We start from the raw sequence: 22,044 nt of genomic DNA on the forward strand, positions 1-22,044 counted from the left end.
CATTCCGATCGCCGCTGCCATTGGGACTGATGCTGAGTTTCGACGGTTCTAAGGGCGTCGGCTGTTCCTTGGCGCGGCCGGCAAGCAACGAGCCGGCATTGCCGGGGCGCGTGCTATGGCTATTGCTCCACACATCATAGGTCCAGTTGTCGATCCTGCCGCTTGCATCAAGCGATGCCCGGACCTTGGACACCATGCCAGGCCCGTAAGGTTCCCACATATGCTCCTGTTCGCGCATCCACTGGACACGCACAGGACGGCCGGGAATTTTCATGGCGATGAGTGCTGCGTCGGCAGCTGCGTCGTCAGCACCGTTGTGCCCGTAGCAGCCGGACCCTTCCATGTGGATGACACGCACCTTCTCCTCCGGCATCGCCAGCATCTGGGCAATCGCACTCCGATCGGGGAAAACCCCCTGCGTGTGCGACCAGATATCGAGGCTGCCGTCGGCCTTCAGATGCGCGACCGCACAGGAAGGACCGATCGAACCGTGCATCTGGTAGGGCCGCGTGAAGGTTGCCTCGTAGATCGCGCCGTTCGGGAAGCTCGGATGGCCGGATTCGGCCACTGTGCCGACCTCCCTTTCCAGAGCTGTGAGAGCGCCGGCAAGATCGCTCTGTTCCGGTAGCGTTGCAGGTTCGTCCCACCGCGCCGCTTTTTCGACGGCGCGCATGGCCTTGATCGCCTGCCATTCTTTCTCCGCCACGACGGCAAGGTAGCTGCCGTCGCGGAGGACCGAGATGACGCCAGCCATGGCGGCGGCCGCCGTGGCGTCGATGTCTTTCAATGTTGCACCATAGCTCGGCGGACGGATTACGCGCGCGTGCACCATTCCTTCGAGGCGCAGGTCCTGCACATAGGCTGCAGCACCGGTGACTTTGCCCGGGATGTCGATGCGCTGCACATCACGACCGACGATGCTCATCGCGTCGGGCTGTTTCAGTTTCGATTGCGGCTGGGCTTCGACGTGCAGGAACTGGCCCGACACCAGCGCGCCATAGGTCGCCGATCTGCCGTCCGGTCCGGAGACGCTTTTCTTTTTCGCCCTGAGCTGGTCCGGGGGCAGGTTAAATCGGCGCGCTGCCTCGGCGATCAGCAGCTCGCGAACCTGCGCGGCTGCATTGCGGATGGCAGTACCGCTGTTCTGCATCGACTGGCTACCTGCCGTGAACCCTTCGTCGGGGGTGCGCCCCGTATCGGCGGTCCCGAGCGTGATGTCTGAGGGATCGACTTCCAGTTCCTCTGCGGCGACCTGGATGAGGGCCGTGCCGATCCCCTGTCCAAGCTCCACCTTGCCGGTAAACACGGTGATCTTGCCGTCAGATTCGATCCTTATCCAGCTATCGAGATAGCCGTCGTTATCCAGGCTGCCCGGCAACTTCGGCTTTTCGGGCGCCGCAGTCGGTATTTCTTGGGCCAGCGCACGGATCACGGAAAAGCTGACGATAAGAGCGCCGGTACCGGCAAGCAGGCCGCGCCGGCTCATTTCATGTCTGGTGAGAATATCCATCATCCGGCACTCCTTTTGGCGGCCGGAAGCCCGGCAGCTTCCATCAGTTCACTCGCACGCCTGATGGCCGCAAGGATGCGCATATGTGTGCCGCAGCGACAGAGATTGGTCCGCAACGCCGATCGGATTTCCTCGTCAGTCGGCGTGGCATTCTGCTTCAGAAGCGCTGCTGCGCTCATCATCATGCCGGGAATGCAGTAGCCGCATTGCGCCGCCTGTTTCTCGATGAAAGCCGCCTGCAGCGGTCCGGGCTTTTCAGCTGTTCCAAGCCCTTCCACGGTCACGATTTCCTTGCCTTCGACGACGATGAGCGGCGTCACGCACGAAAGCACCGCCTGGCCGTCGACCATGACGGTGCAGGCGCCGCATTGGCCAAGGCCGCAGCCAAATTTTGCGGCGTTGAGATTAAGCTCGTTGCGGAGCACGTAAAGCAATGGTGTGTCGGGCTCGCTGGCGACCTCGTGAGTGTGTCCGTTGACGTTGAGCGTTGTCATCTCGGCTCCTTCGCGCCGACATTGGACGGCGCTCGTTCAATTCCTTCCGAGGGGCGGACGGCGACAAAATATTCACCGGACCGTGTGCGGTTGACGCGTTGCAGCAAATCGGGCCAAGGATCGCGCGTCGTAAAGCGCCGGCGCATGAAGTCGAGCAGATCGGCGAGCTGCTGGTCATTCAATGCCCCGGCAAAGCCGGGCATCACGGCGCTTGGCTCACCGTCGGCCGGTGGCAGGCCGAAAAGCACGACATTGACAATATTTTGCGGATTGGGCGCGTTGACGGCGGTGCTGAGATTGAAATTCAGTCCTCCAAACGGCGCGGCGCGGCCGGACTCGTGACAGGTCGCACAAGCCGCGCCATAAATGGCTGCACCCGGATGAGACGCAAGTTCGGCCGACGCCTTGGTCTCGTCGATTGCAGCCGTCACCACGCCATCCTGTTCCGGAACGAACTGCTTCTTCAGTTCCTCGCCTCTTTGAACGCGTTCGCCAGACGGTTCGCCCATGATCGAGGCGACATAGGCTGCGATTGCATTGATATCGCTGTCGGAAAGCGCACTGAGATTGCCGGTGACTTCAGCCATCGGACCACGCGAGACGCCGTGGAACGCGTGGTAGCCATGACGCAGATAGAACGCGAGCGAACCCTTGTCCCACGGGATCGGCGAGGGGCTTTGCGCATTAATCGCATAAGCCTGCCAGCCTTCCGCCTCGCCGCCGCCGAAGTGCCTGCCGCGCTCCTCGGCACCAAAGGCGTTGCGAGGGGTGTGGCAAGCGCCGCAGTGGCCGAGGCCTTCGGCAAGATAGGCACCGCGGTTCCATTCCTCGCCTTTCTGCGGATCGGGCGCGAAAGCGCCCTTGTCGAAGAAGACCAGCTTCCAGGCGGCAAGGATCGGGCGGACATGCAGGAGGTACGGTAGCTCGTTTTTTGGTGCCGTCGCCTTGACGGGCGTGCGCGTCATCAAGAAGGCATAGAGTGCCTTGTTGTCCTCGTCGGTGACGCGGGTAAAATGATCATAGGGAAATGCCGGATAAAGATGATCGCCCTTTCGATCCACGCCTTCGCGCATGGCGCGTTGGAAGGCCGCCTCGCTCCAGCGTCCGATACCGGTTTCATCGTCCGGCGTGATGTTCGTCGAATAAATAATCCCGAAAGGCGTCGGCAGTTTAAGCCCCCCGGAAAAAGCTTCCTTTCCCGGGACCGTATGACAGGCGATACAGTTTCCGACCGCCGCGAGGCTGGATCCCCTGGCGATCAGTGCGTTATCGAAGCGCATGGCCTCTGAAGGGTTTTGCGGCTTGATTTCGGGGCGCCAGGCAAGAAAAAAGAATGCGAGACCGAAAACGATGAAGAGGGTAAGGATCGTCGACAGCAGTCTGATGGCTCGCATTGCCGATATGACCCTCCCAGGAGTGCAAACCGAACTGCACAAAACGCAAGGAGCAGGAATTTGTTCCCGAAATAGGTGCTGGTATCGCTAGCGTTTGGCGATGGTGGCGCGCTCTTCAATGATCCGAGCCTGGTGATTGTCGCTGGTGCGCATAAGACGTCCGGTGGCGCGCAGCATCTCGATCAGGTCAGTTCCATCGACGGACGCCTTGGTCATTTGGAGCTGTTCGAACTCGGCCGCCGCCTGCTGCCAGTTCTCGGCCTCGCGCCCGCAGGGGCGTCCTTCCGCCTCCCATATGGCATATGCGCGCTGGCTGATCCAATCTTCCTTGTTGTAAACCATGACACCCAACTAAAATGGAGAAAAATATTCGTCTGGAGGTTGCCAGATTTCGCTTACGGAGTTGTTACTTCGCCTCAGACCGGAAGCGCGGTATCACGCGGGAAACAGCAGCACCGCTCAGATACTGGAGTTGCCGAGCAACTGCCTCAATCGGTCCGCTCGGCGAGCTCGATGAGAATGCCGTCGGGATCGCGCAGAAAAGCGACCTTGTGCAGAATCTCGGAGTTGTAAGCAAGACGCGGGCGCTCCTTCACCTCAACTCCGGCCGCTTCGAGCTTTGCGAAGGTTTCAGCGACGCTGCCGAACAGGAACGTAAGATGGCGCAGACCGGCGGCACCCTCGGGTATGTCGGTTGCCCGCACCGCGCCGCTTGCAGGCGCGAAGACCTCCAGCATGCCACCGCCGGCATCGAGAAAAGCAATGTGCGAGCCATCCGGCATCGTCTTGCGCAGATGCAGCCGAAGGCCGAGGAGACCGCAATAAAAGGCGACGGCACGGTCCATATCGCTGACCGTCATGCCGATATGCTCAAAGGATTTCAGCATTCGAAATTCCTCCCACAGATAATGCTCGAGCTGACTGCGGTCCATCGCCGCCGTCAAGACTAAATCGTGTGATGGCAATCGAAGCGACCTGGCTTGCGGTCGATGAAATCGGGCGCTATCTGGTTGGAAAAGCCACGACGTCACGATCTAACCATCGAAAGCCGGGAGGCAGGGCATGCGCAAAGCGATTATCGTTTGGGGCGGCTGGCAGGGCCACGAACCGGAAGCATGCGCAAGCGTCGTCGGCGAACTTTTGCGGGAAGACGGCTTTTCAGTTGAGATTACCGGCGATCTCGACATCTTCGGCTCGCCGGTGATTGCTAAAGCCGATCTGCTTGTTCCGATCATCACAGGGGAGCAGTTGGAAAAGGCGCACGCAAATGCGCTGGTCATGGCTGTTCGTGACGGCCTTGGCCTCGGCGGTCATCATGGCGCACTCGCGACATCCTTCAAGGAAAGTGCACCGTTCCGCTATGTTTCGGGCGTCACCTGGGTTTCTCATCCGGGCAATATCATCGACTTTCGCGTGAACGTGAGCCGACAAAACGATCCGCTGATGCAGGGCATTGCGGACTTCGACTACCACTCGGAGCAGTATTACCTGCACTACGATCCGTCCGTTGAAATTCTGGCGACCACCACGTTCACCGGCGAATATGACGAGGCGGCCCGCAATGTCGTCATGCCGGTGGTCTTCAAACGCCATTTTGGCGCGGGCCGCGTCTTTTATTCAGCACTTGGCCATGTCGCCGCCGAATTCGACCATCCGTACATGCGTCTCATTCTTCGCCGCGGCCTTGCCTGGGCTGCACGCCGGTAGACCCGTATCGGTCCGGCGCGGGCAGTGGTCAGTTCTGAATGATGTGCTGCCTCACCAGTTTGCCAAAGACTTCTCAAACTGCTTGCGATCGTATTTTTGACCTTGCCCCGCCCCGACAGATGTGATCGATTTTCCGGCGCTGCTGGAGGGCGGCGAATTTCTAATCACATGAGCAAAAACTGCGACGGAAGATCATCATGCCTCAGCTTCTCGACGACGCCTCATCGGGCGGCCTGTTTGTCGGCCGCGTCTGGAATCCGCAGGCAGCCGGTCCGGCGGTTGTCACAATCCGCGACGGAGAAATAGTCGACATAACGTCCAGGCAAGTGCCGACATTGAGCGCGCTTCTGGAGAAAGCCGACCCGGCAGGTTTCGTGCGCGAAGCGGATGGCAAACGGCTTGCTTCACTCGAAACAGTGGCAGCAAACAGCACCGGCCGGCCGGATGCTGGCAGGCCTTATCTCTTGGCGCCAGCAGACCTTCAGGCCGTGAAGGCCTGCGGCGTGACCTTTGCCCAATCGATGATCGAACGCGTCATTGAGGAAAAAGCTGCCGGCAATCCGGATCGCGCAGCCTCGATCCGGAGCCTCGTTGGCACACTGATCGGCGGCAGCCTCGCCAACATCAAAGCAGGCTCTCCGGAAGCGGCAAAGGTAAAGCAGGCGTTGATTGACGAAGGCATGTGGTCGCAATATCTCGAAGTCGGCATCGGCCCGGATGCCGAGGTCTTTACCAAGTCGCCGGTTCTTTCCTCCGTCGGCTGGGGTGCCGATGTTGGCCTGCATCCGATTTCGACCTGGAACAATCCGGAACCGGAAATCGTGCTTGCGGTCAACAGCCGCGGCGAAATCAAGGGCGCGACCCTCGGCAACGACGTCAATCTGCGCGATGTCGAAGGCCGCTCGGCGCTGCTGCTCGGCAAGGCGAAGGACAACAACGCCTCCTGCTCCATCGGTCCTTTCGTTCGCCTGTTCGACGCCACGTACGACCTCGACGAGGTCCGAAAGGCCGAACTTGACCTGAAAGTCACCGGCCAGGACGGCTTCGTTCTCAACGGAAAGAGCTCAATGTCGAAGATCAGCCGCGACCCGACCGATCTCGTCCGGCAGACCTGCGGGGCTCATCATCAGTATCCGGATGGCTTCATGCTGTTCCTCGGCACGCTGTTTGCCCCGACGCAGGACCGCGACACCCCCAACCAGGGCTTTACGCACAAGGTCGGGGATGTGGTCGAGATCTCCTCATCTGGGCTCGGCACGCTTGTCAATACCGTTCGCCTTTCCACCGAATGCCCCCCATGGACGTTCGGCATTTCGGCTTTGATGGCAAACCTCGCCGCCCGCGGGCTGCTTCACGCCTGACATCGCTTCCGTCCAGTTCGGCCGCCTGGATCTGCGGCAATTGGCCCCCTGCATTTGTGCACTGCAGCAATCATCCCTATATGTATCCTCGGCGCCTTTGTTGGCTCAAGGAGAAGCATGTGTCCTTTCGAGATTCACCAGACGAACGCCTTGTCGAGATCGCAGCATTCGGACCCAATCCCGGCGCGCTCAAGGCTTGGCTGTTCCTCCCGACACATATGGATACGCGAACCCCGCTCGTCGTAGCACTTCATGGCTGCACCCAGACTGCTAAAGGATACGCGCTGGGTTCTGGATGGTCGCAGCTCGCTGAGCGGCGGGGATTTGCGGTTCTCTATCCCGAACAACAGCACTCGAACAACCCGAACCTCTGTTTCAATTGGTTTGAACCCGGGGATGCACGACGCGGTGCGGGCGAAGCCGCATCCATCAGCCAAATGGTCGCACATGTCGTTCAGTCACAGGGCATCGATCCCAACCGGGTTTTCGTGACGGGCCTTTCAGCAGGTGGCGCCATGGCGAACGCGATGCTGTCGACCTATCCTGAGATGTTCGCCGGCGGCGCGATCATCGCGGGTCTTCCCTATGGCGCGGCCGCCAATGTTGCAGAAGCGTTCGCACAAATGCAGGGGCGAAATCCGTCGAGCGCCCCGAAGCTGCGGTCCGCGTTGAGGCGTGCCGGACATCACGCAGGTCCGTGGCCGACTGTATCCGTGTGGCATGGAACGCATGATCAAACAGTGCGACCGAGGAATGCAGATCAGATCGTGGATCAGTGGAGCGCCGTTCACACGACACGTAAAGAGCCGGATCGCACGGAAGTGTCTAATGGGCACCAGCACAAGGTCTGGTTCGATGCCGACGGGCGAACGGTCATCGAAACCTATTCCATCAAAGGCATGGCGCATGGCCTTCCGCTTGCAACCCACGGCGGCTCCTCGTTCGGCCGACCGGGGCCCTACATGCTTGAGGCGGGCATTTCGTCAACCGCACGCATTGCGCGCAGTTGGGGCCTCGCTTCTGATTCCGATGTCGAAGCAACAGAGTTCGCCGCTGCCGAGGGATCTGGCGATCGGAAATTGGCTGGCGCGAGCAAGCGACAAAGCCCTCAACCGGAGCCCGGCGACAGTCGGGTTGGCAAAATCATCAATGACGCGCTACGCGCAGCCGGGCTGCTTCGCTAACCTCCTGCCGGCAGTCCAGCAACGGCTCTTGCCTTGGCGATAGTCGCCACTTGCCGCCGATCCATCGGTTCCTCGAAACCGATGCAGCAAGCCTAAGCTTTGCGCCCCATCTGGCGGTCACCGCGGTGGCAGCCGGCAAAAAAATTGGCGCGGCAACATCCGGCAGGCGACGTAGGTTCGGCGATTTTCCCTTCCCGCTTGGCCTGCGCGTATAAAAATATCACGCAAGTCAAATCCTGCCGATCGCCTGCAACAGCGGGCAAATGCCGGGCAGGAACTACTGGTTGCGCCGGATTCCCTGCATAAGATCCAGCACGGAGTTGGCCGCGTCGAGCACATGCGTGCCGGGGCCGAAAACGGCAGACACACCGTGATCAGCCAGAAACTGATAGTCCTGGCGCGGGATGACGCCGCCACAAATGACGATGACATCTCCGCCCCCCTTTGCTTTCAGGATATCGACGAGCTGCGGCAGCAACGTCTTGTGGCCGGCGGCAAGCGACGACACACCGATGACGTTGACGTTTTCGCCGATTGCCATTTGTGCCGCCTCTTCCGGCGTCTGGAAAAGCGGACCGGCAAGCACGTCAAAACCGATATCGCCGAACGCCGATGCGATCACCTTGGCGCCGCGGTCATGGCCGTCCTGGCCAAGTTTGGCAACCATGATCTTCGGCCTGCGGCCGAGCGCCGCGCTGACGTCCGACATCCGGCTCTTCAAGACCGCAAGCTCCGGCTCGTCGCGATAGGCTTCGCCATAGACATCCTTGATGACCTTTGGCGTCGCGGCGTGATCGCCGAAGGCTTTCCGCATGGCATCGGAGATCTCGCCCACGGTGGCGCGCGCACGGGCCGCTTCGACGGCCGCAGCCAAGAGATTGCCTTTTCCACTGCGAGCGACATCGACAAGCGACGCGAGCGTTTGGGCGACCTCGGCGCTGTCGCGCCGGCGCTTCGTCTCTTCGATCCGCTTGATCTGTGCGGCTCTTACGGCGCTGTTGTCGATTTCCAGGATGTCGATCGGCTCTTCGTTTTCGAGGCGGTACTTGTTAACGCCAACGATAACCTCATCGCCCTTGTCCACCGCAGCTTGCCGCCGCGCGGCGGCTTCCTCGATCAACCGCTTCGGCAGGCCTTCGTTGACTGCGCGTGTCATGCCGCCAAGTGCCTCGACCTCCTCGATCAGAGCCCATGCCTTGTCTGCCAGTTCCTGCGTCAGGCTCTCGACATAATAGGAGCCGGCGAGCGGGTCGACGACCCTGGTGACACCTGTCTCATGGCTCAGGATGAGTTGCGTGTTGCGGGCGATGCGCGCGGAAAATTCCGTCGGTAGCGCGATCGCCTCGTCGAAAGAATTGGTGTGCAGCGACTGCGTGCCACCCAGCACCGCCGACATCGCTTCAAAGGCAGTGCGGATGATATTGTTATAGGGATCCTGCTCGGCCAGCGACACACCCGAGGTCTGGCAATGGGTGCGCAGCATCAACGAGGACGATTTCTTCGGCGAAAACTCCTCCATGATCCGCGCCCAGAGCAGCCGGGCGGCGCGCAGCTTCGCCGCCTCCATGAAGAAGTTCATGCCGATCCCGAAGAAGAAGGAAAGACGTCCGGCAAAGTCGTCGACATTAAGACCTTTGGCGATTGCGGCGCGCACATATTCGCGGCCATCAGCCAGCGTGAAGGCAAGCTCCTGAACCAGTGTCGCACCCGCCTCCTGCATGTGGTAGCCGGATATCGAGATCGAATTGAACTTCGGCATTTCCTTCGCCGTATATTCGATGATGTCGGCAACGATCCGCATCGAAGGTTCGGGCGGATAGATATAGGTGTTGCGGACCATGAACTCCTTGAGAATGTCATTCTGTATGGTGCCGGAAAGCTCGCCCCTTGCGCAGCCCTGCTCCTCGCCTGCGACGATGAAAGAGGCAAGGATCGGAATGACCGCGCCGTTCATGGTCATCGACACGGACATCTCGTTTAACGGAATGCCGTCAAAGAGGATCTTCATGTCTTCGACCGAGTCGATTGCCACACCGGCCTTGCCGACGTCACCCTCGACGCGCGGATGGTCGCTGTCATAGCCGCGATGGGTGGCGAGATCGAAGGCGACGGAGAGGCCCTTCTGGCCGGCGGCGAGATTGCGACGGTAAAAGGCGTTGGATTCCTCGGCCGTCGAAAAACCGGCATACTGGCGGATTGTCCAGGGCCTGCCGGCATACATCGTCGCACGCGGACCCCGGACGAATGGTGCAAATCCCGGAAGGGAGTCGAGATGCCCCGCCCTTTCGATATCGGCGGCCGTGTAAAGCGGCTTGACGTCGATGCCTTCCGGGGTGTGCCAGGTCAGCGTCTCAGGCGGAGCGCGCAGCTCCTTCTCCGCCAATGCCGCCCAGTCCGCGGTCGTCTTCTTGGCCATGTTTTCCTCCGGCATTTCCTTTTGGCCGCACGCTATCACTCCAACCGCATACGGCGCGATAGGGCCTTCGGATAATTTACGCAGGAAACTGGCGATTTCCATGTCCAGCGTGGCGCCTATCACGTCCGTCTCGGCCGCCAGCGCAGGAGGTAGGATTCAAGCGCATAGGCGAGACGGTTGAGCGAGAAGCCGACCAGGCCGAGGACGAACACGCCGACCATGACAAGAGCCATGTCGAAACGCTCGCGGCCGGCGATGACCAGGCCGCCGATGCCCGGGCCGACGGCGAGGAAGTACTCAGCGCCCACCGTCGCAAGCCAGGAGTAGATCAGCCCGAGATGCACGCCGGTGGCAATCGACGGCATGGCCGACGGCAGATGGATGCGCAAGATACGTTGGCGGGTCGTGAATTTCAGCGCCCGGCCGACTTCAATGAGATCGGCGGGAGCGCTGCGCATTCCTTCATAGGTGTTGAGCACAATCGGGATGAAGGCGGCAAGTGCCACGAAGACGATCTTCGCCTGCTCGCCGAAGCCGAACCAGACGGAGATGAGCGGGATCCAGGCTAGCAGCGAAATCTGCTTCATGCCGTTGAAGGTGGGTGAGATCAGCCGGTCGGCGGGACGCGAGAGCGCAAGCAGCGTTGCCAACGCGATGCCTAGGACGGTGCCGATCCAGAAACCGGCGATATTGCGCATCAAAGAAAAGCCGAGTTCGGCAAAGAGGCCGTTGTCGAAAATCTCACGCTTGGCCGTCAGCGCCACATCTTTAAGAGAAGGCAGGAACCGCGGGTCGGCAAGGCCAGTGCGGGCCGATACCTCCCATGCAGCAAGAAGAAGGACCGGCAGTGTGACGCCGCGGCGGAAGCGGGCGGAGAGTGCCACGGTCATGTCATATCTCCTGACGTTTCCAGCGCTGGATCAGCATTTCGGTGCGATCCAAGCCCTTGTCCATGGCAAAGCCGACGAGGCCGATGACAATCATGGCGACGATGACCGTATCGAGCCAGAACATCTGCCGGCCCCAGACGAGCAGATAGCCAAGTCCTTCGGACGAAGCGAGCAGTTCGACCCCGACTAGCGAGGTCCAGGAATGGGTTAGACCGTAGCGGACGCCCGTAAAGATCGAGGGGACGGCGCCCGGGAGCACGATCAGCCGCAATCTTTGCCAGCGGCCGAAACACAGCGCTTCGCCGACCTCGACGTATTTTGGCAGTACGCCACGGATGCCCGAACATGTATTCAGCGTCATCGGCACGAGCGCTCCCTTGGCGATGATGATGATCTTCAGCGTTTCGCCGATGCCGACAAAAAGCATCAGCAACGGGATCCAGCCGAGCGTCGGGATTTGCGCAAAGGCAAGGAAGAGCGGCTTCACATAGTCTTCGATTTTCTGCGACAGGCCGATCGCGATACCGAGGCAAAGCCCGGCCAGGGAACCGATTGCAAAGCCGATCATGACACGGCGAAGGCTGACGCCGGCGTGAAAGAGTAGTTCGCCACTTGCGATCATGTCGCGCGCCGTCTCATAGACGATGAAAGGCGGCGGCAGGATTTGTTCTGCAAGCCAGCCCTTTGCCGAGGCCACCCACCAGAAGCCGAGAAGCGCGGCAGGCAGGACCAGACCGGCGACGCCGAAGACGACGCGGCTTCGCCGTCGTCGCGCCATGCGAATGCCGGCATCGCCGGCGGCCTCGAAGAATGCAGCCATGCCCGTCTCCGTTTGCGTCAGCTCACGATGCGTGAGGTTTTCCATCTGCGCCGTAAGATTGCCAGAAATCCTTGAGGCCGAGCCGTTCGATCGCACTGTTCAAGTATTTCGGCTCGAACCAGCCGTTGAGATCGACATCGCGGCGGATGAGACCGAACTCCTTGCCCTTTACCGCCTGCTCCTTGTACTGCGACACCAGCAGGTCATCGATGAGCGGTGAGTTGCGGTAAGCCAGCGTGTCGTTGCTGAAATATTCCTCCAGGATCGGAACCGGCGTGCCGGATTTGTGCCAGAGTTCGAAAAGCGCGGGACGATTTGGCTCGTCGGACGACCATTTCGCCGCCTTGACGAAGGCATCGACGACGCGCTGCGTGATTTCCGGATGCGCCTCGATGAAGGCTTGGCGGCCGATCACGCCGGCATTGCGACCAAAGCGCGGATCATCGCCCTTGGTCGTGTAGATGATGTCGGCTGCACCCTTGGCCGCCAGGTTGATGAGCTGCGTGTCGCCAAAGGCTGCGTCGATGTCCTTGCTCGTCAGCGCAGCGACCGTTCCGGCACTGTCGAGATTGACGACCTGCACGTCGCGCTCATTCAGTCCGTGAGCCGCAAGCACCTTGATGGCGGCAAGATGACCGTTCGTGCCGCGCTGCAGGGCGATCTTGCGTCCCTTCAGGTCCTCGATCCTCTTGATGCCGGAGGCTTTTGCGGCAGCAAGATAGAGTGGCTTGCGCGCACCGCTTGCCAGCAGGGACTTGGTCTTCAAGCCGGTTGCCCGCCCGATCAGCGAGGGCAGGTCGCCCTGGTAGGCGAAATCGAGCTGGTCGTTGGCAAAGCCCTCATTGACCGCCGGGCCGGCGCCCTTGAAGAATGTCCATTCGATCTTGATGTTCGAATCTTTTGCGAACTCCTTCTCCAGGTATTCACCAGCACGCGCCGTAGCCGCCGATGTGCCCTCCGAGTAAGGCCGGTTATCGACGCCGATTGCCGCATAGCCGACGTGAATGACGATCGGTTCCTCAGCTAGCGCATCAGTGAAGAGGCCAAGTGCAAGCGCAATGCCTGCGGCAAGGGATGCAAGTTTCATGATTTCTCTCCGTTTCGACAGATTTAGCCGGCAGCGGCAATGGCTGAACGCAGTCCAGCCACCTTGCGGGCCTTCGAGGGAACACCGGGGCTCTGCTGTGGGCCAGCCTTCGTCGTGGTGCCGAGGCTTTCGAGCACGCGGTTGCGGATTTTAGAAAGTGCTGCCGAGGTCCGGTCGCGCGGCCGCGGCAGATCGACAGGCACAATCTCGCGGATGCGGCCGGGACGTGGCGACATCACGACGACGCGGTCGCCGAGATAGGCCGCCTCCTCCACATCATGGGTGACGAGGATCATGGTGATGCGCTCGCTCGCCCAGATGTCCTGAAGCTCGTCCTGCAGCCGCGTCTTGGTGATCGCGTCGAGTGCGCCAAAGGGCTCATCGAGGAAAAGCACGTTCGGCCGGTTGACAAGCCCGCGGGCAATGCCTGCGCGCTGGGCCATGCCGCCCGACAGCTGGTGCGGATAGGCATCGGCGAAGGCCGACAGGCCGACCAGCTCCAGATGCTCCTCGACGAGACGCTTCTTTTCGGCCTTGCCAAGGCCGGCGTTCTCAAGCCCGAGCGCAACATTGCGGCCGACGGTCAGCCAGGGAAACAGCCGTGGCTCCTGGAAGACGATGCCGCGGTCGAGGCTGGGACCGGTTACTCTTTTTCCGGCATGGGCGATCGAGCCGTCGTAGGCCGTATCGAGTCCGGCGCCAAGGCGCAGCAGCGTCGATTTTCCGCAGCCGCTGGCGCCGACGATCGTCACGAATTCACCCTCTGCGACATCGAGGCTGATATCGTCGAGTGCGGTGAGCTTGCTGCCGTTCACCTGGAAATCGCGGGTGACGCTGCGGATTTCGATATGGGTCGAACTGGTCATGTTGTTTGCCCCTTATTCGGCAGCGATCTGGGCGCGGGCCGGATGGTGCGGCACGCCGAGCCCGAGATTTTCACGAAGCGTCCGGCCTTCGTAGTCGCTGCGGAAAAGGCCGCGGCGGCGAAGCTCCGGCAGAACATGCTCGATGAAATCGTAAAGGCCGACCGGCAGATGCGGCGGCATGATGTTGAAGCCGTCGGCAGCACCCGTCGTGAACCACTCCTCCATCTTGTCGGCAATCTGCACCGGCGTTCCGACGACCTGGTAATGACCGCGGGCGCCGGCGATGCGAAGATAAAGGTCGCGGATGGTGAGGTTCTCGCGGCGCGCAAGATCGAGCAGCAATTTCTGGCGGCTCTTGCTGCTGTTGGTTTCGGGAAGCTCCGGCACTGGGCCGTCCAGCGGGTATTGCGACAGATCGATCGAGCCTGCCATGCCAGCGAGCATCGACAGCCCGACGGCCGGGTGGATGAGGTTCTGGATCTGTTGAAACTTGTCCTGCGCCTCCTGCTCGGTACGCCCGACGACTGGGAAGATGCCGGGCATGACCTTCAGATCGTCGCGGTTGCGGTCGTATTTTGCGAGCCTGCCCTTGAGGTCCGCATAGAAGGCGCGCGCATCCTCGGTCGTTTGGTGGGCGGTGAAGACCACGTCCGCGGTGCGGGCGGCAAGTTCCTGGCCGGGCTCGGAGGAACCTGCCTGAACCAGCACCGGATGTCCCTGTGGCGCACGGGCAACGTTCAGCGGCCCGCGGACTTTGAAATGCTTGCCCTTGTGATTGAGGATATGCTGCTTGTCGGGGTCGAAATAGATGCCGCTTCCCTTGTCGCGAGGAAAGGCATCTTCCTCCCAGGTATCCCAAAGGCCGCGAACCACGTCGGCGAATTCCTCGGCTCGTTCGTAGCGCTCGGCATGGGCATAGTGCTCGTCGCGACCGAAATTATGGGCCTCATGTTCACTCGACGAAGTAACGAGGTTCCAGCCAGCCCGACCGCCGCTGATGTGATCGAGGGAGGCGAATTTGCGGGCAATATGATAAGGCTCGTTGTAGGACGTGGAGGCGGTTGCCACAAAACCGATATTCGTGGTTACGGCGGAAAGTGCCGAAAGAAGGGTGATCGGTTCGAACTGCGCGACGTAGCGGATGGCGGTACGGCTCAGCGCTTCGATGTCCGTGCCGCGGGTACCGACACCATCCGCCATGAAGATGAGATCGAATTTTGCAGCTTCGGCAGCCCGCGCAAGCGCAACATAATGGGCGAAGTTGGAGCCGGCATCGGCTTGTGCGTCCGGGTGGCGCCAGGCAGCAACATGGTGGCCCGTCGGATAGAGAAAGGCTCCAAGTTTGAGCTCTCGGCGAATGTCGGTCATGTTGCTCTCCTCGGCAATGGCGATCCGGAAAGCCTAACAACAATGACTATAATCCATAGAAATAGTATTCTATTACGGTTTGATCCGGGAAATTAAATCTCTAGGGCTTTCACACCGGGGCGGGAAAGCATTGCGGTCGAGATTGGGGGTGGCCGGATCAGACGGCCTTGTGCCTCGGGATGCGCGGCAGGAAAATCGTGAGCAGGCCGAGCAGCGGCAAATACGAGCAGATCCGGTAGACGAACTCGATGCCGTGACTGTCGGCGAAATCGCCGAGGAAGGCAGCGCCCAGTCCCCCCGCCCCGAAGGCGAAGCCGAAGAAGACGCCGGCGATCAGGCCGACACGACCCGGCACGAGTTCCTGCGCGAAGACGACGATCGCCGAGAACGCAGAGGCAAAGACAAGGCCGATCACGACACTGAGGATTCCAGTCCAGAAGAGGTTTGCATAAGGCAGCAGCAACGCGAAGGGAATAACCCCAAGGATCGAGAACCAGATTACGAAACGGGAGCCGAAGCGATCGCCGATCGGCCCGCCGAGGAAGGTGCCGACAGCGACCGAACCGAGGAAGAGGAACAGCATCAGTTGGGCCTGCTGCACATCGAGCTGGAATCTGTCGATGACATAGAATGTGAAGTAGCTCGACACGCTCGCCATGTAGACATTCTTCGTCGCCGTCAGCAAGACGAGAATGATGAGCGCAACGATCACCTTGTTCTGCGGCAATGGCAGCGCACGACTCACCGCAGGCTTTCCGGCATTCTGCCGGCGGTGGCTCATGAACCAGTTGCCGACCCAGCCGAGCACGACGATGCCGATCATCGCGATGGCGGAGAGCCAGGAGACGCTGTGCTGGCCGAGCGGCAGCACCACGAAGGCGGCAATCAGCGGCCCAATGGCCTGGCCGGCATTGCCGCCGACCTGGAAGAAGGATTGCGCAAAACCGTGACGGCCGCCGGAGGCAAGACGCGCAACGCGCGACGATTCCGGATGAAAGACGGCCGAACCAAAACCGATGAGGCTCGCAGCCACCAGCAACAATTCGAAACTTGCGGCATTGCCGAGCAGGATCAGGCCACAGAAGGTGCTGGCCATGCCGACCGGCAGGGAGTAAGGCATCGGCCAGCGGTCGGTGACGATCCCCACAAAGGGCTGCAACAGGGAAGCCGTGACCTGGAACGTCATCGTCAGAAGTCCGATCTGCACGAAATCGAGATCGTAGTTTGCCTTGAAGAGCGGATAAAGCGAGGAAAGCAGCGACTGCATGATGTCGTTCAGCATATGGCAGAAGCTGACAGCCACGAGGATCGACATCGTCGTCTTCTCAAAACGCGGGGAAGTCTCGCTCAATACGGCCATAGGCATTTCTCCCGCGGACCGCTGCGCGGGCCGCCGATTACTTCTTCATAAGATGAATCCGGCGACTGGAGCCTTGGGGAAGCTCCCGGCGCCGCAAGCAGAGCATTTACCGCAACTTGCGCGTCAGTTACAGCCCAGTTTTCCCAAGTTTGGTACGCCGATGCTTTAATTTCGCTGGAACGCCTGTATTGCTGCATGAATGATTCCGCCACAAGAAAGTACCAATTGAATTTTCCTATGTGCTCATACACTATCATTCTGCCCGAAATGCCGCCTCGCAAGGGCGCCCCGTCAACACAGTCCATGGAACCCAAAAATGAACGCAAAAGCTCCTAATGCAATCGACGTCTACGTGGGCTCGCGCGTGAGGATGCGAAGACTGCTGTTGGGGTTCAGCCAGGAGCGGCTGGCCGACCAGATCGGCGTTACCTTTCAACAGGTGCAGAAATACGAGAAGGGCATGAACCGCATCGGCGCAAGCCGGCTGCAAAAGATTGCCGAAGTGCTTGCCGTACCGCCGAGCTTCTTCTTCCAGCAGGACGCCGCGCAGCCGCTGAGCCTCGACGGACTGGAGCCCTCCGAAAATTTCGACCCGGTCGGAGAATTCCTGCGTTCGAAGGAAGGGCTGGCGCTTAATCGCGCTTTCTTGAAGATCACCGACCCAACCGTGCGTGAAAAGGTCCTTTCCCTCGTCAAGGCGATGGCCCAGGCCGGAGAGCGCCGGGATATGACTGTCGATCCGGCAAATTCTGAGACGAGCGCTGCGCTCGACGCTTGAGGAAAAACCGCTGCCGGGAGAACCGCAACGCTCCCCGGCCGGGCCCTGCCGGAGCCGTGGGAGCGTTCTTTATTCGCAGTGCTCAGCCTAGATGAGCTTCTCCAGCGTGATCGGCAACGAACGGATGCGCTTGCCGGTTGCGTGAAAGACCGCGTTGGCGATCGCAGGTGCCACCCCGACGATTGGCAATTCGCCAACAGCCTTGCCGCCGAGCACCGAGGCACGGTAATCGGGGATGCCGACGGAAATCACCTGAAGATCGGGCACATCCGAATTGGTCGGCACGAGATAGTCGGCCAGATTGTTGTTGATCACGCGGGCATATCGTTCGTCGACAATCCCTTCCTCCAGCAACGCCTGGCCAATGCCCATGATGATGCCGCCGCGCCACTGGCTTTCGGCGAGCTTCGGGTTGTAGAGCCTTCCCGAATCGAGCGCGGAAACCATGCGCGAGACGCGGACCGTGCCGAAATCCTCGTCGACGCGAACCTCGACAAAATGCGCACACCAGCTATGGAGCGAATAGCCGCCTTCAGTCGGCGCCTTCATCGTCATCATCGTCGTAAAGTTGTCGTAGCGGTCCTTTCCATCCCGTTTGTCTTCCGGCAGCGTGTCACGCAGCGTCTCGACCTTCTCACGGCCGATCTGCCGCATGAAGTCTGCAATCGCAACGCCTTCACCTTCTCCCCTCGGCGGCAGGATCCGGCCCTCGGAGATCGTGAGCGTATTGGCCTGCGCGTCCCGGAACGGCGAATTCACATCGTTGAGAGCAAGCCCGATCAACTCGTCGCGCGCGGCAAGGGCGGCCTTATGAACGGCACCCGTCATCAGGTTTGCAAGCTGCGAGCCGCCAGCGACGGGCGCTCGCGGCAAGGCCGAGTCGCCGAGCTTGACGTGGATCTTCTCGACGGGGATGCCAAGGACTTCAGCAGCAGTCTGGGCCATGATGGTATAGGTCCCCTGGCCCATGTCGATGCTGCTGCTTGCAATCTCCGCCGTACCATCGGCAAGGATTCGCACGAGTGCCTCACCGGGCGTGCGGCGTACCGGATAGGTGCCTGCCGCCACACCCCAGCCGATCAGCGCGTTGCCGTCCCGCATGGAACACGGCTTTGGCGAGCGCTTCGACCAGCCGAAGGCTTCGCCACCCACGGCAAAGGCTTCGCGCAGTTGTCTCGTCGACCAAGGGATCTTGGCATGCGGGTCTTGCTCGGCATAGTTCAGCAAACGGATCTCGACGGGGTCGATGCCGACGGCATAGGCGAGTTCATCGATTGCCGACTCAAGACCCCATGCACTGGGATTTTCGCCGGGAGCACGAAGCGCGCCGGGCAGAACCGTATGCACAGGCACGATGTTCTGCCTCGAGCTGAAGTTCGGCACGTCATACATGATCGAGGTGACGGCACCGAGCGGCTCGACGGCCGCACCCGTCATCGCCGTTTCATTAGCACCGCGCTGAACGATCGAGAGCAGCTTTCCTTCCTTCGTTGCGCCGAGCGCCAGCGTTTGCCGGGTGGCAGGGCGGCCGCCGAAGGCAGTGAATGTCTGCGCGCGGGTGACCGCGAGCTTGACGGGACGGCCGAGCCTCCTTGCGGCCATGATCGCAACTGCCGCGTGCGGCAACGAGAGTGCCTTGGAACCGAAACCGCCGCCGATATAGGGCGAGATGATCCGCACATTCTCGAAGGGCAATTCGAACCACTCGGCATAGCTGCGCGCCATGCCATCCACCCATTGGCTCGGTTCCCAAAGCGTCAGCACATCGCCGTCCCATTTGGCGATTAGCCCGTGGGGTTCGATCGGCACGTTGTATTCACGCGGTGTCCTATACTCAGCTTCGATCCGAACAGCAGCTTCAGCCAGCGCCTGTTCGGCGTTACCCCACTCAATCGTCATTTGCTCGACCGCAATACCCTCCCCGGCCCCTGGATCATCGAAGCCGAAGATGGCCGGCTTCTCGACGTAGCTCACCTTGATCGACGCCGCGGCAGCGGTCGCCTGTTCGAGCGTTTCGGCGAACACGGCTGCAACATGCTGCCCATTGAAGGTAATCTCGTTGGTCAGCGCGAGATAAGGACCTTCAGGACCGGGCGTGCCGGCCCAGGTGGTTGCCGATTTCAGCTCCATGATGTTGTCCGGGGTCAGCACGAGCAGCACGCCAGGCGATGCCTCAGCTGCAGAAATGTCCATCGAGCTGATTGTGCCTGCCGCAATCGTGCTCTGGACCATCACGCCGTGAACGACGCCGTCGATTTGATTTTCGAGCGCGTAGTTTGCCTTGCCGGTGATCTTTGCCGGTCCATCCAAGCGCGACAGGCGGCCTCCGAGCACGCCATCTGCTGCATCACCGCGTTTGATATTCGGTTCCATGACGGTCATAGCAGACCTCCCAATCTTTCTATGGCGCGAGCAACGACACGTGGCGCCAGGTCGATCTTGTACCGGTTGGCGCCATGGTCGATGGCGCCCTCAATGGCAAGCACGCTTGCTTTTGCGATCGCCGCCGGTTCGACGGTCTTGCCGACCAAGGCGCGTTCGACCGCGCGGGCGCGCCACGGTTTTGTCGCAACGCCTCCGAGCGCAACACGAAGGTCGCGGATCGTTTTACCATCCTCTTCCAGCTCGAGGCCGACAGCAGCGCTGGCGGCAGCAAATTCGTAGGATTGCCGGTCGCGGACCTTGAGATAAATCGATCTTCGGGCTGCTTGCGAGGCGGGGATGAAAATGGCGGTGATGAGTTCACCGCGTTCAATTTTATGCTCCAGGTGCGGCGTGTTGCCCGGAGTCAGAAAGAAGTCGTCGACAGCAATCTGCCGCGCGCCCAGATGGATCACCGCGTCGAACGCGACGAGAGCCACCGCGAGATCGCCGGGATTGACGGCGATGCAGTGCTCGCTGGTGCCGAGCACGGCGTGGTTGCGGGTCATTCCGCCGATCGCCGAACATCCCGAACCCGGCTCGCGCTTGTTGCAGGCCTTGAAGACCGCCGGGTCGCGGAAATACGGACAGCGGGTGCGCTGCAGGAGGTTGCCACCAATCGTCGCCATGTTGCGAAGCTGGGCGGATGCCGCCAGCGACAGCGATTGCGAGATCGCAGGGAACGCTTCTCTTATGACGCGATGCTCGGCGACCTCGCTCATCTTGGCAAGTGCGCCGATCGTAACGCCTGTCTCGTTGGACGAGATTGCGTCCAGTCCGGAAAGAAATGTGATATCGACGACCGTTTCCGGCGCGGCAATGCCGCATTTGGCAAGATCGAGCAGGGTGGTGCCGCCTGCAATGACCATCGCGCCTTGCCGGGCAGCCGCCTCACGGGCTTGATCGGCCGACGATGCGCGCAAATAGGAAAACTCTTTCATCGCGCCATCTCCGCAGCTTTGCGCACCGCCGCGACGATGCTGTTATGGGCCCCGCACCGACAGAGATTGCCGGACATATATTCACGGATCTCGCCATCGCAGCCCGTATGACCCTCGCGAATGCAGGCAACCGCCGACATGATCTGGCCCGGCGTGCAATAGCCGCACTGGAAAGCATCATGCTCAAGAAACGCCGCCTGCACCGGATGAAGGGTGCCGTCTGCCGCGGCGAGGCCTTCGATTGTCGTGACTTGCCGCCCCTCGGCCTGGGCCGCAAGCGTGAGACAGGCAAGCACGCGCCTGCCGTCGATATGGACGGTGCAAGCGCCGCACTGCCCGTGGTCGCAGCCTTTCTTCGTGCCGGTCAGCGCCAGATGTTCACGCAATGCATCGAGCAGCGTCACGCGTGGATCGACAGCAAGCGCGTGCGATGCACCGTTGATATCAAGCCTGAGGTTGATTGTCCGGGTCATGGTGTTCTCCTGCCTCGACGGAGGAATTTTGCGCCGTCATTCAAAATAGCCGGGTCTTGAATTGCAAAGCGCCTGCGCCAGCTAAAATCTGGTTTCGGTCTCTGCGGGATCTGCTTTCACCTCGTGGCGCCTGCGCAATTGAGACATGACATTCCGCCTCTTTCTGCGATAACAGGTGCAAGGCCCTCAGGTTAAACGGAGGCGCCTCCGATTAAACTAGCGGCTTGCGCGGCAGCGTCAAGTCCTCATCCGCAGGAGAGGCTTTTGGCCGGAAAGGCAATAGCCGGAAGCGAGACGAAGCCCGAAAGACGCATGCGTGCCGATGCGTTGCGCAACCGCGACAGGCTCATAGCTGTTGCCGCCGAGGTCTTCGCCGATCAAGGCGTCGAAGGTTCGCTGGAGGAGGTCGCCCGGTGCGCCGGCGTCGGTATCGGAACGCTCTACCGTCACTTTCCGACGCGCGAACATCTGGTCGAAGTTGTCTATCGGCGGGAACTGCAGAATTTGGCGACGGCTGCGAGCGATCTGGCGGCAACGCATCCGGCAGACCAGGCCCTTGAAGAATGGATGCACCGCTTCGTCAACTACATTGCCGCCAAGCGCGGTATGGCACAAAGCCTGCGCATTTTGCTGAATTGCAACTCGGAGCTCTTTGCCGAAAGCGCCGGCATCATCTCCGGGGCTCTTCGACAGTTAATGGACAACGCTGCCGCAAAGGGCATGATCCGCAGCGACGTGGAGAGCACCGACCTCTTGCATGCGCTTTCCAGCATCTATTCGATGCCCGACTCACCGGAATGGCGCGAACGCTCGCGCAGGCTGATCCGCCTGTTGATGGATGGACTTAAATGGGGTGTAAAAATGGGGCCGGCCGATTAGGTCGGAAGCGATTCGGCTAAGTGGGTCAGAACGGGTGGCAAGGCGACCTTTTGCATCGCTGAACGATGCTGTGGGTAGCGCTGATCCTCGATTGC

The 22,044-nt window shown here is 60.7% G+C and carries 20 protein-coding genes; 5 read left to right on the forward strand and 15 right to left on the reverse strand.

Features of this window, described 5'->3' with window-relative positions:
* The 5 genes from C9413_RS05020 to C9413_RS05040 all read right to left on the reverse strand — a co-directional run.
* A partial coding sequence (locus C9413_RS05020) for a molybdopterin cofactor-binding domain-containing protein (protein WP_170250240.1) occupies window positions 1-1,510 on the reverse strand: 1,510 nt, incomplete at its 3' end.
* The gene (locus tag C9413_RS05025; protein ID WP_040116381.1) at window positions 1,510-2,004 is read right to left on the reverse strand and encodes a (2Fe-2S)-binding protein; all 495 of its coding nucleotides are present in this window, start codon (window positions 2,002-2,004) and stop codon (window positions 1,510-1,512) included. The genes C9413_RS05020 and C9413_RS05025, both read right to left, overlap by 1 nt.
* Window positions 2,001-3,284, reverse strand: a complete 1,284-nt coding sequence (locus tag C9413_RS05030; RefSeq protein ID WP_223844169.1) for a cytochrome c — start codon at window positions 3,282-3,284, stop codon at window positions 2,001-2,003. The genes C9413_RS05025 and C9413_RS05030 overlap by 4 nt, the downstream gene beginning before the upstream one ends.
* Window positions 3,285-3,485: 201 nt before the next feature.
* Complete coding sequence (locus C9413_RS05035; protein WP_040116382.1) at window positions 3,486-3,740, reverse strand: DUF2934 domain-containing protein; 255 nt, start codon at window positions 3,738-3,740, stop codon at window positions 3,486-3,488.
* A 146-nt stretch (window positions 3,741-3,886) separates the two neighbouring features.
* Window positions 3,887-4,285 carry a VOC family protein gene (locus C9413_RS05040; RefSeq protein WP_040116757.1) on the reverse strand — a complete coding sequence of 133 codons (399 nt, stop codon included), beginning with the start codon at window positions 4,283-4,285 and terminating at the stop codon, window positions 3,887-3,889.
* Between the two features lie 175 nt (window positions 4,286-4,460).
* Between C9413_RS05040 and C9413_RS05045 the strand changes: the two genes are divergently transcribed.
* From C9413_RS05045 to C9413_RS05055, 3 genes are all read left to right on the forward strand, one after another.
* The gene (locus tag C9413_RS05045; protein WP_040116383.1) at window positions 4,461-5,105 is read left to right on the forward strand and encodes a ThuA domain-containing protein; all 645 of its coding nucleotides are present in this window, start codon (window positions 4,461-4,463) and stop codon (window positions 5,103-5,105) included.
* Between the two features lie 194 nt (window positions 5,106-5,299).
* The gene (locus C9413_RS05050) at window positions 5,300-6,466 is read left to right on the forward strand and encodes a fumarylacetoacetate hydrolase family protein (protein WP_170250243.1); all 1,167 of its coding nucleotides are present in this window, start codon (window positions 5,300-5,302) and stop codon (window positions 6,464-6,466) included.
* 119 nt (window positions 6,467-6,585) lie between these two features.
* Window positions 6,586-7,650, forward strand: a complete 1,065-nt coding sequence (locus tag C9413_RS05055; protein WP_223844108.1) for a PHB depolymerase family esterase — start codon at window positions 6,586-6,588, stop codon at window positions 7,648-7,650.
* A gap of 277 nt (window positions 7,651-7,927) precedes the next feature.
* On the opposite strand, the gene scpA is transcribed toward C9413_RS05055, so the two are convergent.
* The 7 genes from scpA to C9413_RS05090 form a co-directional block, all read right to left on the reverse strand.
* Window positions 7,928-10,066: a methylmalonyl-CoA mutase gene (gene scpA, locus C9413_RS05060; protein ID WP_040116758.1), complete on the reverse strand. Its 2,139-nt coding sequence runs from the start codon at window positions 10,064-10,066 to the stop codon at window positions 7,928-7,930.
* 119 nt (window positions 10,067-10,185) lie between these two features.
* Window positions 10,186-10,956, reverse strand: coding sequence for an ABC transporter permease (locus C9413_RS05065; RefSeq protein ID WP_040116386.1), 771 nt, complete (start codon window positions 10,954-10,956; stop codon window positions 10,186-10,188).
* Window position 10,957: 1 nt separating this feature from the next.
* Window positions 10,958-11,776 carry an ABC transporter permease gene (locus C9413_RS05070; protein ID WP_040116759.1) on the reverse strand — a complete coding sequence of 273 codons (819 nt, stop codon included), beginning with the start codon at window positions 11,774-11,776 and terminating at the stop codon, window positions 10,958-10,960.
* Window positions 11,777-11,798: 22 nt separating this feature from the next.
* The gene (locus C9413_RS05075; RefSeq protein WP_170250242.1) at window positions 11,799-12,863 is read right to left on the reverse strand and encodes an ABC transporter substrate-binding protein; all 1,065 of its coding nucleotides are present in this window, start codon (window positions 12,861-12,863) and stop codon (window positions 11,799-11,801) included.
* Window positions 12,864-12,886: 23 nt separating this feature from the next.
* Entirely contained in the window at window positions 12,887-13,729 is an 843-nt protein-coding gene (locus C9413_RS05080; RefSeq protein ID WP_052451908.1) for an ABC transporter ATP-binding protein, read from the reverse strand.
* Between the two features lie 12 nt (window positions 13,730-13,741).
* Window positions 13,742-15,097, reverse strand: coding sequence for an LLM class flavin-dependent oxidoreductase (locus tag C9413_RS05085; protein WP_040116388.1), 1,356 nt, complete (start codon window positions 15,095-15,097; stop codon window positions 13,742-13,744).
* Window positions 15,098-15,254: 157 nt separating this feature from the next.
* Complete coding sequence (locus C9413_RS05090) at window positions 15,255-16,457, reverse strand: MFS transporter (RefSeq protein ID WP_040116389.1); 1,203 nt, start codon at window positions 16,455-16,457, stop codon at window positions 15,255-15,257.
* A 316-nt stretch (window positions 16,458-16,773) separates the two neighbouring features.
* Between C9413_RS05090 and C9413_RS05095 the strand changes: the two genes are divergently transcribed.
* Window positions 16,774-17,235, forward strand: a complete 462-nt coding sequence (locus C9413_RS05095; RefSeq protein WP_040116390.1) for a helix-turn-helix transcriptional regulator — start codon at window positions 16,774-16,776, stop codon at window positions 17,233-17,235.
* An 87-nt stretch (window positions 17,236-17,322) separates the two neighbouring features.
* On the opposite strand, the gene C9413_RS05100 is transcribed toward C9413_RS05095, so the two are convergent.
* The 3 genes from C9413_RS05100 to C9413_RS05110 are packed head-to-tail and all read right to left on the reverse strand — an operon-like array spanning window position 17,323 to window position 21,070.
* Window positions 17,323-19,617 carry a xanthine dehydrogenase family protein molybdopterin-binding subunit gene (locus C9413_RS05100; protein ID WP_040116391.1) on the reverse strand — a complete coding sequence of 765 codons (2,295 nt, stop codon included), beginning with the start codon at window positions 19,615-19,617 and terminating at the stop codon, window positions 17,323-17,325.
* Entirely contained in the window at window positions 19,614-20,597 is a 984-nt protein-coding gene (locus C9413_RS05105; RefSeq protein WP_040116392.1) for a xanthine dehydrogenase family protein subunit M, read from the reverse strand. The genes C9413_RS05100 and C9413_RS05105 overlap by 4 nt, the downstream gene beginning before the upstream one ends.
* Entirely contained in the window at window positions 20,594-21,070 is a 477-nt protein-coding gene (locus C9413_RS05110) for a (2Fe-2S)-binding protein (RefSeq protein ID WP_040116393.1), read from the reverse strand. The genes C9413_RS05105 and C9413_RS05110 overlap by 4 nt, the downstream gene beginning before the upstream one ends.
* A 312-nt stretch (window positions 21,071-21,382) precedes the next feature.
* Here C9413_RS05110 and C9413_RS05115 point away from each other — a divergent pair, with 312 nt between their 5' ends.
* A complete protein-coding gene (locus C9413_RS05115; RefSeq protein WP_052451944.1) occupies window positions 21,383-21,949 on the forward strand; it encodes a TetR/AcrR family transcriptional regulator in 567 nt (188 codons plus the stop codon).
* The last annotated feature ends 95 nt before the right edge of the window (window positions 21,950-22,044 follow it).

The organism is Rhizobium sp. SEMIA 4085, assembly GCF_013004495.1.
Taxonomy (GTDB): Bacteria; Pseudomonadota; Alphaproteobacteria; order Rhizobiales; family Rhizobiaceae; genus Rhizobium; species Rhizobium gallicum.